The organism is Roseateles sp. (assembly GCF_036404855.1).
In the GTDB taxonomy this organism is placed as follows: Bacteria; Pseudomonadota; Gammaproteobacteria; order Burkholderiales; family Burkholderiaceae_C; genus Pelomonas.
This window is the reverse complement of the sequence record NZ_DASWYS010000202.1, coordinates 1-15,389: the sequence shown is the minus strand read 5'-3', so window position 1 is coordinate 15,389 and position 15,389 is coordinate 1. Positions and strand designations below refer to the sequence as shown.

Annotated in this window: 11 protein-coding genes; 5 read left to right on the top strand and 6 right to left on the bottom strand. The window is 67.8% G+C overall.

Going from position 1 to position 15,389, the window contains the following annotated elements:
* The 6 genes from VGF12_RS13555 to VGF12_RS13530 all read right to left on the bottom strand — a co-directional run.
* Positions 1-968, bottom strand: a 968-nt coding sequence (locus VGF12_RS13555; protein WP_331176563.1) for an ABC transporter ATP-binding protein, incomplete at its 3' end; no start/stop codon positions are given.
* Positions 965-1,825 carry a carbohydrate ABC transporter permease gene (locus VGF12_RS13550; RefSeq protein ID WP_331176562.1) on the bottom strand — a complete coding sequence of 287 codons (861 nt, stop codon included), beginning with the start codon at positions 1,823-1,825 and terminating at the stop codon, positions 965-967. The genes VGF12_RS13555 and VGF12_RS13550, both read right to left, overlap by 4 nt.
* Positions 1,822-2,700, bottom strand: coding sequence for a sugar ABC transporter permease (locus VGF12_RS13545; protein WP_331176561.1), 879 nt, complete (start codon positions 2,698-2,700; stop codon positions 1,822-1,824). The genes VGF12_RS13550 and VGF12_RS13545 overlap by 4 nt, the downstream gene beginning before the upstream one ends.
* Complete coding sequence (locus VGF12_RS13540; RefSeq protein WP_331176560.1) at positions 2,700-3,938, bottom strand: ABC transporter substrate-binding protein; 1,239 nt, start codon at positions 3,936-3,938, stop codon at positions 2,700-2,702. The genes VGF12_RS13545 and VGF12_RS13540 overlap by 1 nt, the downstream gene beginning before the upstream one ends.
* Before the next feature lie 132 nt (positions 3,939-4,070).
* Positions 4,071-5,423 (bottom strand): GH1 family beta-glucosidase, encoded by a 1,353-nt coding sequence (locus VGF12_RS13535; protein WP_331176559.1) that lies wholly within the window; start codon positions 5,421-5,423, stop codon positions 4,071-4,073.
* A 67-nt stretch (positions 5,424-5,490) separates the two neighbouring features.
* Positions 5,491-8,232, bottom strand: coding sequence for a TonB-dependent receptor (locus VGF12_RS13530; protein ID WP_331176558.1), 2,742 nt, complete (start codon positions 8,230-8,232; stop codon positions 5,491-5,493).
* A 215-nt stretch (positions 8,233-8,447) separates the two neighbouring features.
* Here VGF12_RS13530 and VGF12_RS13525 point away from each other — a divergent pair, with 215 nt between their 5' ends.
* The 5 genes from VGF12_RS13525 to VGF12_RS13505 all read left to right on the top strand — a co-directional run.
* Positions 8,448-10,379 (top strand): glycoside hydrolase family 3 protein, encoded by a 1,932-nt coding sequence (locus tag VGF12_RS13525; protein WP_331176557.1) that lies wholly within the window; start codon positions 8,448-8,450, stop codon positions 10,377-10,379.
* Positions 10,380-10,410: 31 nt separating this feature from the next.
* Positions 10,411-11,433 (top strand): LacI family DNA-binding transcriptional regulator, encoded by a 1,023-nt coding sequence (locus VGF12_RS13520; protein ID WP_331176556.1) that lies wholly within the window; start codon positions 10,411-10,413, stop codon positions 11,431-11,433.
* Positions 11,434-11,485: 52 nt separating this feature from the next.
* On the top strand, positions 11,486-12,769 hold the full coding sequence (locus VGF12_RS13515) for a tryptophan--tRNA ligase (protein WP_331176555.1): 1,284 nt from the start codon (positions 11,486-11,488) through the stop codon (positions 12,767-12,769).
* Between the two features lie 8 nt (positions 12,770-12,777).
* Positions 12,778-13,362 (top strand): ECF-type sigma factor, encoded by a 585-nt coding sequence (locus tag VGF12_RS13510; RefSeq protein ID WP_331176554.1) that lies wholly within the window; start codon positions 12,778-12,780, stop codon positions 13,360-13,362.
* A partial coding sequence (locus VGF12_RS13505) for a serine/threonine-protein kinase (protein WP_331176553.1) occupies positions 13,362-15,389 on the top strand: 2,028 nt, incomplete at its 3' end. The genes VGF12_RS13510 and VGF12_RS13505, both read left to right, overlap by 1 nt.

Below are 15,389 nucleotides of genomic sequence, written 5' to 3'. Positions count from 1 at the left end.
CGGCGGCCGTCGTGCACGACGGCCGAGAAGCCCTGATCGCCGGATTTCATCCAGACGACCTGGTGGGTGCCCATGGGTTCGACCATCTCGACGATAGCGCGCCAGCGACCATCCGTTTGCAGGCGCACGTGCTCAGGACGCACCCCCAGCACGACCTGCTGGCCAGGCTTCACGCGGCCGGCCGCCAGGCGCAGCGCAAGCGCGCCGTCCAGCGACACGCCATCGGCGCCGACCGTGGCCGGCACGAGGTTGACGGCCGGCGCACCCAGAAAGCCGGCGACGAAAAGGTTCGCGGGCGTCTCGTAGACCTCCGCAGGCGTGCCGATCTGCTGGATGACGCCCCCTTTCATCACGACGATGCGTGAAGCGAGCGTCATCGCCTCGACCTGGTCGTGGGTCACGTAGATCATCGTGCTGCCGAGGTTCTGATGCAGCAGCTTGAGCTCGCGCCGCAACTCGGCGCGCAACTTGGCGTCGAGGTTGGACAGCGGTTCGTCGAACAGGAACACACCGGCCTCGCGCACCAGCGCCCGGCCAATGGCGACGCGCTGGCGCTGGCCGCCTGACAGCTGCGCCGGCTTGCGGTCCAGCAGTGGCGTGAGCTGCAGCATCTGCGCCGCCTTGTTCACGCGGCGGGCGATCTCCGGCTTCGGCGTTCCGGCCACACGCAGGCCGAAACTCATGTTCTTCTCGACAGTCATCGTCGGGTACAGCGCGTAGCTCTGGAACACCATGCCGATACCACGCTCCGACGGCTCGGCGTCAGTCATGTCCTGCCCACCGATGTGGATGCTGCCGCCGCTGACCTCGATGAGGCCGGCGATGCTGTGCAGCAATGTGGACTTGCCGCAGCCCGAGGGGCCGAGCAGCACGAGGAACTCCCCCTCGCGGACCTGCAGGTCCAGGCCTTTGATGACTTCGTTCTGGCCGAACTTGATGCTCAGGCCCTGGATGTTCACGCCACTCACTTGACCGCTCCCGCAGCAATGCCACGGACGAACCAGCGGCCGGAAATCAGATAGACCAACAGGGGCACCGCCGACGTGAGGATGGTGGCCGCCATGTTGAGGTTGTAGAGGCGCTCGCCAGTCGTCGTGTTGATCACGTTGTTGAGCTGCACCGTCATCGGCAGGTTGTCGCGTCCGGCGAAGGTCAGGCCGAGGATGTAGTCGTTCCACACCCCGGTAATCTGCATGATGGCCGCGACGATGAGCATGGGAGTCGACATCGGCAAAACCAGCTGCACGAAGATGCGCCAGAAGCCGCCTCCATCCACGCGCGCCGCCTTGAAGAGCTCGGCCGGCAGGCCCGCGTAGTAGTTGCGGAACAGCAGCGTCATGATGGGCATGGCGAACACCAGGTGCACGACGACGATGCCGGTCAGGCTGCTGTAGATGCCCAGTGCCGCCTCCAGCTTGACGAGCGGATAGATCATCACCTGGATGGGGATGAAGGCGCCCAGCATCAGCACACCGAACAGCCACTGGCTGCCCCTGGGCTTCCACCAGGACAGGGCATAGCCATTGATGGCGCCCAGCATGATGGGCAGGATGACCGAAGGCACGGCGATGGCGACCGAGTTCCAGAAGCCGCCGCGCACGCCCTCGCAGCTGACGCCCGTGCAGGCCTCACTCCAGGCGGCGCGCCAGGCGTCGAGGCTAGGCGCGGAAGGCAACGCGAAGATCTGCCCCAGGCGAATCTCGTCCATGCCCTTGAACGAGGTCGTCAGCATCACATACAGCGGTAGCAGGAAGAAGGCCGCGGCGAAGATCAGGAAGGCATAGACGCCCAGGCGTGCCCACATCCTGGTGGACTTGCGGCTCATGCGTGCCCCCCCTGCGCCTTCTGGCGGCTGCGCATATAGGCCAGCGGCGCCACCAGCGCCAGCACCGTGATCAGCAGCATCACCGCGCCGGCCGACGCCAGAGCTAGATTGGCGCGACCAAACAGATGGTCCATGATGAACTTCGCCGGCACGTCGCTGGCCGTGCCGGGGCCGCCCTGGGTCATTGCGACGACCGTGTCGAAGACCTTGACGACGCCGGTGGCCAGCAGCGTGAAGACGGTGGCGAGCGTCGGCCCCATCATGGGCAGCACGACGGAGAGGTAGACGCGCCAGGTCGGGATGCCATCCAGCCGCGCGGCCTTCCAGATTTCCTCGTCGATGCCGCGCAGGCCGGCCAGCATCAGCGCCATCACCAGCCCCGCCCCCTGCCATGTGCCGGCGATGACGACCGTGTAGATGACCATGTCCTGGTCGACGATCCAGTCGAACTGGAAGTCCTTCCAGCCCAGTTGCTGCATGGCGTTCTGCAGGCCGCTGTCGGGGTTGAGGACCCATTGCCAGACAAGGCCCGTCGCGACGAAGGACATCGCGTACGGATACAGGAAGGCCGTGCGCAGCGCGCCCTCGCCGCGGACCTTCTGGTCGATGAAGACCGCCAGAAGGAAGCCGATCAACATGGCCGCCGCGATGTAGAGCACACCGTAGACGGCAAGGTTGTGGATGGCGTGCTGCCAGCGCTCGTTGTCGAGCAGGCGTTCGAATTGCTGCAGGCCGACGAAGTCGTCCTTGGGGAAGGTGCGCGACGTGGACATGGACGTGCGCACCGTCCACAGCACGGTGCCGACGTAGCCGACGCAGACGATGAGCGCGAGGGGCAGCAGCGCACCCCAGGCCGCGAGACCACGGCGCTTCATCAGTTCCTCAATGCGGAGACGATGTCCTTCTGGACCTTCTCAACCGGAATGTTGCGGTTCCAGTAGCTCGTCAGCACGTCCTGCAGCGCGCCGTTTTGGTCGGGCGTGATGTAGATCTCGCCGTTGGCCAGATGGCGAGACTTGTCCTTCATGGCTGCCACGCCCATCTGCGCGCACAGGTCCATCTTGCTGACGTCCACGTCGGTGCGAATGGGGATGGAGCCCTTCTTGATGCTGAAGGCGACTTGCGTGGCCGGCTGCGTGATGACGCTGGCGAGCAACTGCTGGGCCTTGATCTGGTCGGGCTTGCTGGTTTTGGGAAAGACCATCACGTCCCCCTGGATGATGTAGGGCGCCTTCGCACCGAAGCCGGGCGTGCAACCGTAGTCCTTGCCGGGTTCCTGCCGGGCCTGGGCGAACTCGCCTTTGGCCCAGTCGCCCATGATCTGCACGCCGGCGCGGCCGCTGATCAGCATGGCGGTGGCGTCGTTCCAGTTGCGGCCGGGCGAGCCCTTGTCGGTGTAGCTCTGCAGCTTCTTGAAGGCGAGCAGGACCTTCTTGAACTCCTCGCCCTGGATGGCCTTGGGATCCCGGTCACGGAAGACCTTGAGGTAGAGCTCGCGGCCACCGTAATGGGCCAGCGTGGCAGTGAAGACGATGCCATCCTGCCAGGGCTGGCCGCCATGGGCCAACGGCACGAGGCCGGCGGCCTTGAGCTTGTCCAGCGCGGTGAAGAGTTCGTCGAAGGTCTTGGGCTCCTCCGCAATGCCGGCCTTCTTGAAGGCCGCCTTGGAGAACCAAAACCAACTCATGTTGTGGATGTTGACTGGCGCAGCGTAGTAGTGGCCGTTGACGCGTATGGCCTGCAGCACGGTTTCGGGCAGGAACTTGTCCCATCCATCTCGCTTGGCGACCTCGTCGACGTTGTTCAGCAAGCCCTGGTCGACGATGTCGCGGAACTGCTGCGTGGTGTTGAACTGCGCGGCCGTTGGTGGGTTGCCGCCGGCGATGCGGTTGATGGCCACGGAGCGCGCCTGCTCACCAAGCGCCACCGCGGTGTCGACCCAGACGCCGCCCTGGGCGCGGTAGGCCTCGGCCAGCGTCTTGACGGCGGCAGACTCGCCGCCCGAGGTCCACCAGTGGATGACCTCGGCCTTGAGCTGTGCAGAGGCGGTGGAGGGGGCACAGGCCGCCGCGGCAAGCGCGACCGCAGCCAGGGCATGGCGGTTGAACTTCATCTTGTCTCCGGATCTTGTGGTTTGGCGCGCGCAGTGTCGCCCGGCGACGCGCAGCGCGCCTGAGGGACGACCCTGTAATATTTCATTTAGAAACCGCCCGTTCCCAGCCAAACTTTGCCGTCTGTTTGTTAATCATTCATTCAGGAATCGGCCGTACCAGAGGCCGCTGTCCTTCAGCGTGCGCTGCTGGGTGGTGTAGTCCACATAGGCCAGCCCGAAGCGGCGCAGATAGCCTTCGGCCCATTCGAAGTTGTCCAGCAGGCTCCAGGCGAAGTAGCCCTTGACAGGCACACCGGCCTCGATGGCCTGCTTCAACGCGGCGAGGTGCCGCTGCAAATAGGACAGGCGCCGGGCGTCGTGCACGCGGCCCTCGGGCGTCAGTACATCCTCGAATGTGGAGCCGTTCTCGGTCAGCTGGACGGCGGCGGGAGCGTAGTCGCGCTGGATGCGGGTCAGCAGGTCCACCAGCCCCTGCGGCGAGACCTCCCAACCGAACCCGGTGCGCTCCACGCCCGGACGATCGACGAGCTTGGCACGCATCGGGCCGTGGCTGCCGGTCGGGTCGTCGGCCACCATCTCGGGGAAGTAGTAGTTCACGCCGAGGAAATCGGTCGGCGTGGCGATGGCGTCCAGGTCGCCGGCCAGCACCTGGGGCGCGGCGGCACCCAGCAGTGCCAGCGTGTCCTCGGGATAGCCGCGGCCGAACAGGGGGTCCAGGAACCAGCGGTTGCGCAGACCGTCGTGGCGCTTCAGTGCGGCCTGGTCTGCCGCGCTGTCTGAGGCGGCTGCGATGGGATGCAGGCTCAGCGTGATGCCGACCTGGGCGCCCGGCGAATTCTTGCGGATCACGGGAATGGCCTGTCCGTGCGACAGCAGCACATGGTGGCAGGCCTGCATCGCGTCCGCGAGACTGGTGCCGCCGGGCGCGTGAACGCCTTCCCAGTAGCCCATGATGCAGGAGCACCAGGGCTCGTTGTGCGTGATCCAGTGCTTGACGCGATCGCCGAGGCGGCGGGTGACGAGGTCGGTGTACTCCAGGAACGCGGCAATCGTGTCGCGCGAGATCCAGCCGCCTTGCGCCTGCAACGCCTGTGGCAGGTCCCAGTGGTAGAGCGTGGCCCAGGGGTCCAGGCCCCGCTCCAGCATGCCATCCACCAAACGGTCGTAGAAGGCGAGGCCGGCCTCGTTCACCACACCGCGGCCCTGGGGAAGGATGCGCGGCCAGGCAATGGAGAAGCGGTAGGCGTTGACGCCCAGCTGCTTGGCCAGGTCAAGGTCCTGTGGCCAGCGGTGGTAGTGGTCACAGGCGACCAGGCCATTGGAACCGTCGCGAATGCGGCCTGGTTCGCTGCAGAAGCGGTCCCAGATGGATTCGCCCTTGCCATCCTCGCGGCCGGCGCCTTCGATCTGGAAGGAGGATGTGGACACGCCCCAACGGAAGTCGGCGGGGAATTGGTTGCGAGTCGGGGCGGTGTTGGCGCTCATGCTTGGGATGCAGGGCGCCGGCCGGGACAAGCCCAGGCCGGCGCGGGTTCAGGAACGGACGCGGGCTTTAGAACTTGTAGGTGCCGCCCAGCAGGAACTGGCGGCCGAAGGTGGTGTACCGCTCGGGCAGCGTCGCATTCGGGTCCTGCGAGCCGGTCGAGATGCCCACCCGGGTGCGGTAGGCTCGATCGCGCAGGTTGTTGACCTGCAGCGTCAGCGACAGGCCCTTCAGTGCGCCGGTCTCGAAGGCATAGCCAATCTGTGCATCAAGGATGGTCTCGCTGGAGATCATGCTGGGAACGTTCTCACCGAAAGTCCCCCGCACCGTCGTCACAAAGGGCGAGCGATGGCGGCTGCCGATACGGGCCGACAGACCGTCGCGCTCGTAATAGACGGTGAAGTTGGTCGCCTTGCCGGAGAGTCCGTCCAGCGGCTTGGCCGGATTGTTCTCCTCGTGCAGCGAGCTGCGCGTGTCGGAGTAGCTCAGCGTGAACCCGATGCCATCCAGTGCCGGGCTGAACAGTGAGCCGTCGATGGTGCCGCTCAGCTCCGTACCCGCAATCATGCCGCCGTTGCCGTTGGCCTTGGTCGTGAGCGTCCCGATGTTGCTGGTGGGGGCAGGCCCCGTCGGGATGGGGAAGCCGGTGAAGTCGTAGTCGATGGCCTGGCCGTAAACGAAATTCTTGATGTTCTTGTGGAACACCGCCGCGGCGACGTAGCTCCGCTTGCTGAAGTAGTGCTCGACGGACAGGTCCACCGCATCGGCGCGCCAGGGCTCCAGCTTGGGGTTGCCACCATTGGCCGACCAAAGGTAGGGAGCCGTCGCGCTGACGCTGATGCCCGAGAAGCCGGCGCGCATGTCCTCCATGTTGGGGCGGGCGATCACCTTGGCGGCGCCGAAGCGCAGGATGGTGTTGGGTGTCAGGTCGGCTGCGAAGTTGAGGCTGGGCAGCGTATCGGTGTAGCTGGTGCCATCCGTGAATGGCTGGCTCGACGTGCCGTTCCAGATCATGCCGTCGCTGGACTGCTGTGCATGCACCACGCGCATGCCCAGGTTGGCACGCATGGGCAGGCCCCACTCCCATTCGAAGGCCAGCTTGCCGTAGGCCGCCGTCACCTTCTCCCGCACCGACCAGATGCGGCCCGGCGCCTGATCCAGCGCGGTGGCCTCGACGTCGTACAGGCTAAGCGCGCTGGGCAAGTCGAAGTTCACCATGCGGATGTTGCTGCCCGCAAAGGTCAAGTCCGTCGGCGTGCGCAGCAGGCCGGCCGGGATCAGCATGGGCGTGCGGCCGTTCTTCAAGTTGTAGACCACCTCCGTGCGGTCCATGTGCTTGTCACGCTCGGAGTAGTCCACGCCGAACTCGACGCTGCTGAGCCAGTGATCGAAGCTGCGGCCGGCGGACAGCTTGAACGCCTTGAGTTCGTCGCGCACCCGCGGAAACTGGCTGCGGCCGTCGCGGCCCCAACCGGAAGGATCACCCAAGTAGACGCCCTGGGCATTGGCGAAATCGAATGCCGGAGAGAACGTGGAGAGTCCGTCGCCGGTGGCAATGCTCACCTTGCCCAGGCTGAGCGGCGCCAGCGCGCCCGCCTGCAGCTCGGCGTTCTGCTCGTCGCGCTTCGCCTTGGACCAACTCAGATCAGCCGCCAGCTTCCAGTCTGCCAGCTTCAGCTCGTTGTTCCAGCCGATGGCCCGGATGTCATCCTTGCGCTTGTTGAGCATCGTCAGCGCGGTCGGCCGGGCGCCGTTGACGATGCCGCTCGTGACGACCTTGTCGCCGTTGACCATGGACGTCTGCGCATCACTCCAGCTGACGCCGGCCCAAGTCGACATGTCGGACATGACCGCCCGGCGCGAATCGGTCTGGTCGAACCGCGAGTAGTAAAGGTCCAACGTGCTGTGGAAGCCGCCATCGGGCTTGTACTCCAGCACGGCCATCAGGCCGTCGCGCTTCTGGCGGGACGAGGCCGCAGCCAGCTCAAAGCCCTGTAGGGCTACTGCATCCGTCGGCACGCCGGGCAGCGGCGACCCCCAATCGTTGGTGTTGGCCCACCACCAGCTCTTGTAGTGCTTCTCCTGGTTGGGCGAGTCGAGATGGGCAAAGCCCACTGCCGCGCCCCATGTGCGATCAGCCGATTGCGTCACGTACGAAGCACTGAGGCGGTTGCCGGTGCCTGAGATCTCGGGGTTCAGCGAGCCATTGGAGTTGCGCTCAACACGCGCGCTGACGGCTCCCTGCGTCCTGGAGAACTCCAGCGGCCGCAGCGTCTTCATGTTGACCGTGCCCGACAGGCCTTGCGCCGCCAGGCCCGCGTCGGGCGTCTTGTAGACGGTGGCGGCGTTGATCAGCTCCGACGGAAACTGGTCGTATTCCACCGAACGGTTGTCGCCCGTGGAAACGATCTCTCGGCCGTTCAGCAGCGTCACGCCATAGGCGGGCGCCATGCCGCGGATGCTGATGACCGACGAGCGACCGTTGACGCGCTGCATCGTCAGTCCCGGCAGCCGCGAGATCGCGTCGGCGATGGACACGTCGGGCAGCTTGCCGATGTCCTCGGCCGACACGGATTCGACGATGGCATCGGCGTTGCGCTTGGTACTGATGGACGACTCAAGGCTGGCGCGGAAGCCTGAGACCGTCACCGTGTCGAGTTTTTGCTCGGCCGCCGGCGCGGACTGGGCCAGCGCCAGCATCGGCACGCTCAGCAGGCCGGCGCAGACGGTGGCGACAGGCGTGAGCCGGTCACGCCGAAGTCGGATGGACATGGGGGCGCGCTTCGCGGCGCGCAACTGGTGCTTAGGCATCTTCGTCTCCTGGTTCGATCTTGTTCGCTGCCTGGACGAGGCCCCGCGGGGTGCGCCCTCTTGCCAAGGAGGACGCCGCCGCCGCAAAATGGAACCGGTTCCAAACGCGGCGCAAATCTACGGCCACAGCGACAGATCTGTCAATCTCGACGGCCCGGGGGTTGACGTTTTTTTGCTTCAACCACTACCGTCGCGACCCCAACCCAACGACGACGATGACGCCCAAACACTCACTCCTCCTGCTCGCCGGCGCTGTGCTGATGGCCACCGCGGGCGCCGCCGAACCCGATGCTGTCGTGCAGGCTTGGCCAGCCCGCAAGCCGGCGCGCGAGGCCGCGCTGGAGGCGCGCGTCGAGGCCGCGCTGAAGACCCTGAACCTGCGCCAGAAGATCGGCCAGATGACGCAGCCCGAGATCCGGGCCGTCACGCCGGACGAGGTGCGCGAGTACGGCATCGGCACCGTGCTGAACGGCGGCGGCGGCTGGCCGGGGCAGGACCGGGCGGCCACGCCGGCACAGTGGCGCGCGCTGTCGGAGAAGTTCCAGGCCGCCGCCCTGCAGGCCACACCGGGCATACCGCTGATCTGGGGTACCGACGCCGTCCACGGTCACAACAACGTGCGCGGCGCCACTCTCTTCCCGCACAACATCGCGCTGGGCGCGACACGCGACGCTGACCTCGTGCGCGAGATCGGCCGCGCCACCGCCCGCGCTGTGCGCGCCTCGGGCCTGCACTGGGCCTTTGCCCCCACGCTGGCCGTCGTGCAGGACGTGCGCTGGGGCCGCACCTACGAAAGCTTCGGCGCCGACCCGGCCCTGGTCAAACAACTGGGCCAGGCCTCAGTCGAAGGCCTTCAGGACGGCCTGAAGGAAGGCCGCGGCGTGCTCGCGACGGCCAAGCACTACATCGCCGACGGCGGCACGCGCCGCGGCATCGATCAAGGCGTCAGCCCTGCGACGCCGACCGAGCTCGCCCAGGTCCACGGCGCCGGCTATCTCGGCGCGCTGGATGCGGGCGTGCTGACCGTCATGGCCTCGTTCAGCAGCTGGACCGACAGCGCGGCCTACGTCGAACACGGCAAGATGCACGGCAACCGACTGCTGCTCACCGGCGTGCTCAAGGAGCGTCTGGCCTTCGACGGCCTCATCGTCAGCGACTGGGACGGCATCGGTCAGGTGCCGGGCTGCAGCAACGAGGACTGCCCGGCCGCCATCAACGCCGGCATCGACATCGTCATGGTGCCCTTCCACTGGAAGGCTTTCTACAACAACACGCTGCGCGCCGTCGAACAGGGCCGCATTCCGATGGCCCGCATCGACGACGCGGTGCGTCGCATCCTGCGCGTGAAGTTCAGCGTCGGAATGGCGTCCGCCGTGCCCAGCACGATGGACGCACTCCAGGCACCGGAATTGGCCCGCCGCGCGGTGCGCGAATCGCTGGTGCTGCTCAAGCACAGGCCGGGACTGCTGCCGCTGAAGCCCACGGCGCGAGTGCTGGTCGTGGGCCCGGCGGCCGACAGCATGTCCCACCAGAGCGGCGGCTGGAGCGTGACCTGGCAGGGGCGCGACACAAGCAACGCCGACTACCCGCAAGGCACCACGCTGCTGGCGGCACTGCGTCAGCGCCTGGGCGCGGCCCAGGTCGTCTACGACCCCGATGGCGGCCAGCGCGACCCGAAGGACTTCGACGCCGTCATCGCCGTGCTGGCGGAGACGCCCTATGCCGAAGGCGAAGGCGACGTGCGCATCACCGAGAACCTGCGCCACAGCCGCCGCCATCCGCAGGACGCGGCCGTGCTTCAACGTGTCGCAGGTCGCGGGACACCCGTGATCACACTGCTCTACTCCGGCCGACCCCTGTACGTGAACGACCTGGCTAACCGCAGCGACGCCTTCATCGCCGCCTGGCAGCCTGGCACCGAAGGCGCGGGACTCGCCGACGTGCTGGTCGCACCGGCCGACGGGAAGCCCTGGACCGGCTTCACCGGACGCCTTTCCTTCCCCTGGCCGGCCGGCCCCTGCCAGTTCGGCGCCCACACGGCCAGCCCCTGGTGGCCTGTTGGCGGCGGCCTGAGCGGCAAGGAAGCCAGAGCCGACGTCAAGCCGCTGCCCGAGCCCGCAGACCCCCAGCCCATCTGCCCGCTGTGATTCAATCCGCCCCTGAAAAAGCAGAGGGCGAATGGCAACGATCAAGGATGTGGCGAGGCTGGCCGGCGTGGGTGTGGGCACGGCATCACGCGTCATCAGCGGAAACGGTTCCGTCGCGCCGGCCACGGCGGAGCGGGTGCGCAAGGTCATCGCGCAGCTGAAGTTCAGGCCTTCGCACACGGCGCGCGCGCTGGGCGCGGGCACGTCCAAGCTGATCGGCGTCTACATCCCCTTCCTGCGCGGCACCTACTACACGCCCATCCTGCGCGTGATCGACACAGTGCTGCGCACCCAGGGCCTGCACATGGTGGTGGCCTTCGGCGAAGGCATCGAGGACGAGCGCGTCGAAACCAATGACGGCATGCGCTTCTTGCTGGACCGCGATTGCGACGGCCTCATCGTGCTGTCCAACGCCATGCAGGACGAGGATCTCAAGGCCCTCGGGCCGGCCGCGCGTCAGGTCGTCGTGTTGAACCGCCATTTCGACCGCATCAAGGAGCAGTGCTTCACGGCCGACCACGTGCAGGGTGGCGTGCAGGCGGCGCGCGCGCTGCTGCAGCACAAGCACAAGGACATCGCCGTGGTCTCCGGCCCCTCCACCTCTCCCGACAACGTCGCCCGCCTCGCTGGCTTCATGGGCGAGCTGGCGCAACGCGGGCTGGATGTGTCCAAGATCCTGACCGTGCCTGGCGACTTCTCCAACCAGGCCGGCTGGGACGCCGCAGACGCGCTGCTCCAGCTCAAACGCCTGCCCACCGCCGTGTTCTGCGCCAACGACGAGATGGCCATCGGCCTGCTGGCCCATTTCCAGGAGCGCGGCGTATCGGTGCCGCACCAGGTGTCAGTGCTGGGCTACGACGACTCGCCCAGCGCCGAGTTCGCCGCGCCGCGGCTCACCTCCGTGCACATCCCCAGCCACGAGGTCACGCTGGCCGGCCTGCACTGGCTGCTGAACCGCTGCTACGGCCTGGCGTTGCCCGTCGCGCGCCAATTCGACATCTCCGTCACCTGGCGCGCGTCGGTCGCCGCGCCGCCGCCCCGCAAACGCAGCTGAAGCGCGGCAGAGGCCACAATCCGGGTCGCGAACTTTCCGTTTCGACCCCAACATGTCCCATCGCGTCCTGACCGGCATCACCACGACCGGCACCCTGCACCTCGGCAATTACGTCGGCGCCATTCGGCCCGCCATCGCGGCCAGCCGCGCGCCCGGGGTGGAGAGCTTCTTCTTCATGGCCGACTTCCACGCACTGATCAAGTGCGACGACCCAGACCGCCTGGCCCACTCCAGCCGCGCCATTGCCGCAACCTGGCTCGCCGCCGGCCTGGATCCCGAACGCGTCACCTTCTACCGGCAAAGTGACATCCCCGAGATCCCCGAGCTGACTTGGTTGCTGGACTGCGTCACCGCCAAGGGGTTGATGAACCGGGCCCATGCCTACAAGGCCGCCGTGGACGCGGCGACGGCAGCGGGCGAGGAGCCGGATGCCAACGTCTCCATGGGCCTGTTCAGCTACCCGGTGCTGATGGCGGCCGACATCCTGATGTTCAACGCGCACAAAGTGCCCGTCGGCAAGGACCAGGTCCAGCACATCGAGATGGCGCGCGACGTCGGCCAGCGCTTCAACCACCTGTTCGGCCAGGGCCGGGAGCTGTTCACGCTGCCCGAGGCCCAGGTGGACGCCGAGATGGAGCTGCTGCCCGGTCTCGACGGCCGCAAGATGAGCAAGAGCTATGACAACGTCATCCCGCTCTTCGAGGGCGGCAGCGCTGCGCTGCGGGACGCGGTCGCACGCATCGTCACCGACTCCAAGCTGCCCGGCGAGCCCAAGGACCCTCAAGGCCAGGCGCTGGTCACCATCTACGACGCCTTCGCCACTTCCGAGCAGCGCGTCGCCTTCCGCGCGGCACTCCGCGGGGGCCTGGGCTGGGGCGAGGCCAAGCAGCAGTTGGTTGCACTCATCGATGGGCAGATCGGCCCCATGCGTGAACGCTACGCCGAGCTGATGGCCCATCCCGAGAAGCTCGAGGCCACGCTGCAGGCGGGCGCGGCCAAGGCGCGCGCGATCGCCGTGCCCTTCCTGAAGACGCTGCGCGCAGCCGTCGGCCTGCGGCCCTACACGGACACGGCGACGACCGCGGTGGCCCGGGCCGAGAAGGCCGCCCTGCCTGTCTTCAAGCAGTACCGCGAGGCCGATGGCAGGTTCTACTTCAAGCTGCTGTCCGCCGACGGCCAGCTGCTGCTGCAAAGCAGCGGATTCGAGCAGGGCCGCGAGGCCGGCCAATGGGTCGCGAGGCTCAAGCGCGAAGGTCTGGTGGCCGACGCCCCTGTGCAGCGCGAGGCCAGCGACGTCGACATCGCAGCCGCCCTTGCAGCCTTCCAAGAGTCCTGACCCCCGTCGTGGCTGACATCGCCGAACTGCTGACTGGCACTTCGCGTGGTGATGCCGCGGCACTGCAACAGCTCTACGCACAGCTCTATCCCGAAATCAAGCGTGTCGCCCGGGTCCGCCTCGCGCAGAGCGGCCCGAGCGGTCGCGCCGCCGGCCTGAACACGACGGCCCTCGTGCACGAGGGATTTCTTCGCATGGCCGACCAGCAGGGGCTTCAGGGCGAGACGCGCGGCCAGTTCTTCGCCTACGTCGGCCGTGTGCTGCGCTCCGTCGTCATCGACCACCTGCGCACGGAGGGCCGCGACAAGCGCGGCGGCGACGCGGTCATGCTCACTTTGTCCGCCGCCGCCGACCTGGCTGCGCCGCAAAGCCAGGCCGTGGACCTGATTGGCCTGGACCAGGCACTGGAGCGGCTGAGCGCGCTCGACCCGGGCCTGTACGAACTCATCGAGATGGTCGGCTTCGCCGGCCTGACCCTCGCCGAGGTGGCCAAGCTGCGCGGCCTGTCCACGCGCAGCATCAACCGCGATCTGCTGAAAGCCCGCGCACTGCTGCAGGAACTGCTGGGTGACCCACCCGGCACGGCCTACTGATGCAGGCCGAGGAATGGCAGCGCCTGTCGGCGCTCTTCGACGAGCTGGCCGCGCTGCCCCCCGACGCGCGCGCAGCACGTCTGGCTGCCGTGCAGCCGCCCGAGCTGGCCGCTCGCTTGGCCCGCATGCTGGCCTCGCTGCCTGACGACGACACCGTGCTGGCGGCCCCACCGGGCTTCGACGCCCAGCTGGCCCGGGCCCTGGCGGAGCCCGGGGGCCGGCCGCCGCAGGCAGGCGACCGCTTCGGCGCCTGGTGCCTGGCCGAGCTGCTGGGTGAAGGCGGCATGGGCCAGGTCTGGCGTGCCGAACGGGCCGATGGCCTCTACCAGGGCGAAGCAGCCATCAAACTGCTGCGCGACGACCTCACCTCGCCCGGACTCGCAGCCCGCTTCGCGCGTGAGCGGGCCCTGCTCGGGCGCCTCACCCATCCCGGCATTGCCCGGCTGCTGGACGCCGGCGAGCAGGACGGGCGCGCCTTCCTCGTGCTGGAGTACGTGGCTGGCCGCACGCTGTCCGATCATGTGCGTGCGCTGGGCCTGCCGCTGACTGCGCGGGTGAAGCTCCTCGTCGAGGTTGCGCGCGCGGTGGAGCACGCCCACGCCCAGCTCATCGTGCATCGCGACCTCAAACCCAGCAACGTGATGCTCGACATGGCGCACCCCGCCCCTGTGGGCACGCAGCCAGCCGCCCGAGGCGACGCCGCGGCGCCAGGGAGCGGCGGTGCCCGTACCAAGCTGCTCGACTTCGGCATCGCCGGGTTGCTGGACGACTCCGGCCAGCAGTCCGACAACCAACTGACCCTGATGGCGGGTCGCCGCCTGACGCCGGCCTATGCGGCGCCCGAGCAGATCACCGGCGAACCGGTGGGCGTCGCCAGCGACATCTACTCCTTGGGCGTCATGCTCTACGAGCTCGCCAGCGGCGAGCTGCCTTTCGGCAGGCGCGGCCTGAGCCGCACGGCGCTGGAACACGCGGTGCTGCACGGTCAGGCGCGGCGCATCGCACGCACGACCGATGCTGCCGACAGCGCCGGTGAGGCCGGCCCCGGCCGCCCCATCGATGCCGACCGCGCCCGCGGCGACCTGGAGGCCGTGGCTGCCAAGGCCATGCGACGCAACCCGGGCGAGCGCTACGCCAGCGTCGGCAGCTTCATCGACGATCTGGAACGTTGGCTGGCCCGGCGCCCCGTCAGCGTGCGCGCTGAGGACTGGCGCCACCGCGCCTACCTGTGGTTGCGACGCAATGCGGCCCTGGCCAGCGGCGCGACGCTGGTCTTCGCGGCCCTGAGCGCGGGACTGGCGGTCAGCCTTTGGCAGCGCGGCGAGGCTCAGGCCTCAGCTCGCGAATCCGAGCAGGTGACGGGCTATCTCGCCGAGCTGCTGAGCGCCGCCAGCCCGGACCGCAACGGCGGCCGCCAGCCCACCGTCGTCGAGCTGTTGGACCGCAAGCGCCAGGAGCTGGCCACACGCTTCAACGACCAGCCCGAGGTGAAGGACCGCATCTTCGACACGCTAATCAAAACATATTTCGCGCTGCAACGCTTCGACGTCGCCGCGCCGCTGGCCGAGCAGCGGCTGGCCCATGCACGCCAAGCTTTCGGCGACGAGGATGCGCGCACCGAGGACGCGACCGTCTCGCTGGCCGGCATCCATACGGCCGTGGCCGGCGGCCAGCCCATCATCGACCTGCTGGAGCCACTGCTGCAGCGCTGGGACGCGCGCTACGGTCCTCTGAGCGAGAAGTCCCACGGCCTGCGCCTTCACCTGCTGACGGCCTACGGTCGCCTGGGCCGCTTCGCCGATGCCGAACGCGAGCTGGCGCTCGCGCGCCGCTCCAATGACGCCATCAACGCGAGCAATCCCTTCGAGCATGCGCGCTTCGCCACCTACGAGAACGTGCTCTACGTCTACCAGGGGCGGCTGCTTGAGGCCGAGCGTTCGCTGGAGCGCGCGCGCCCGTTCTGGCATGCCCGGGAGCCAGAGCGCATGCGCCCCGCCCTGGTGCTGGAGCGCAATCTGGCCTTTGTG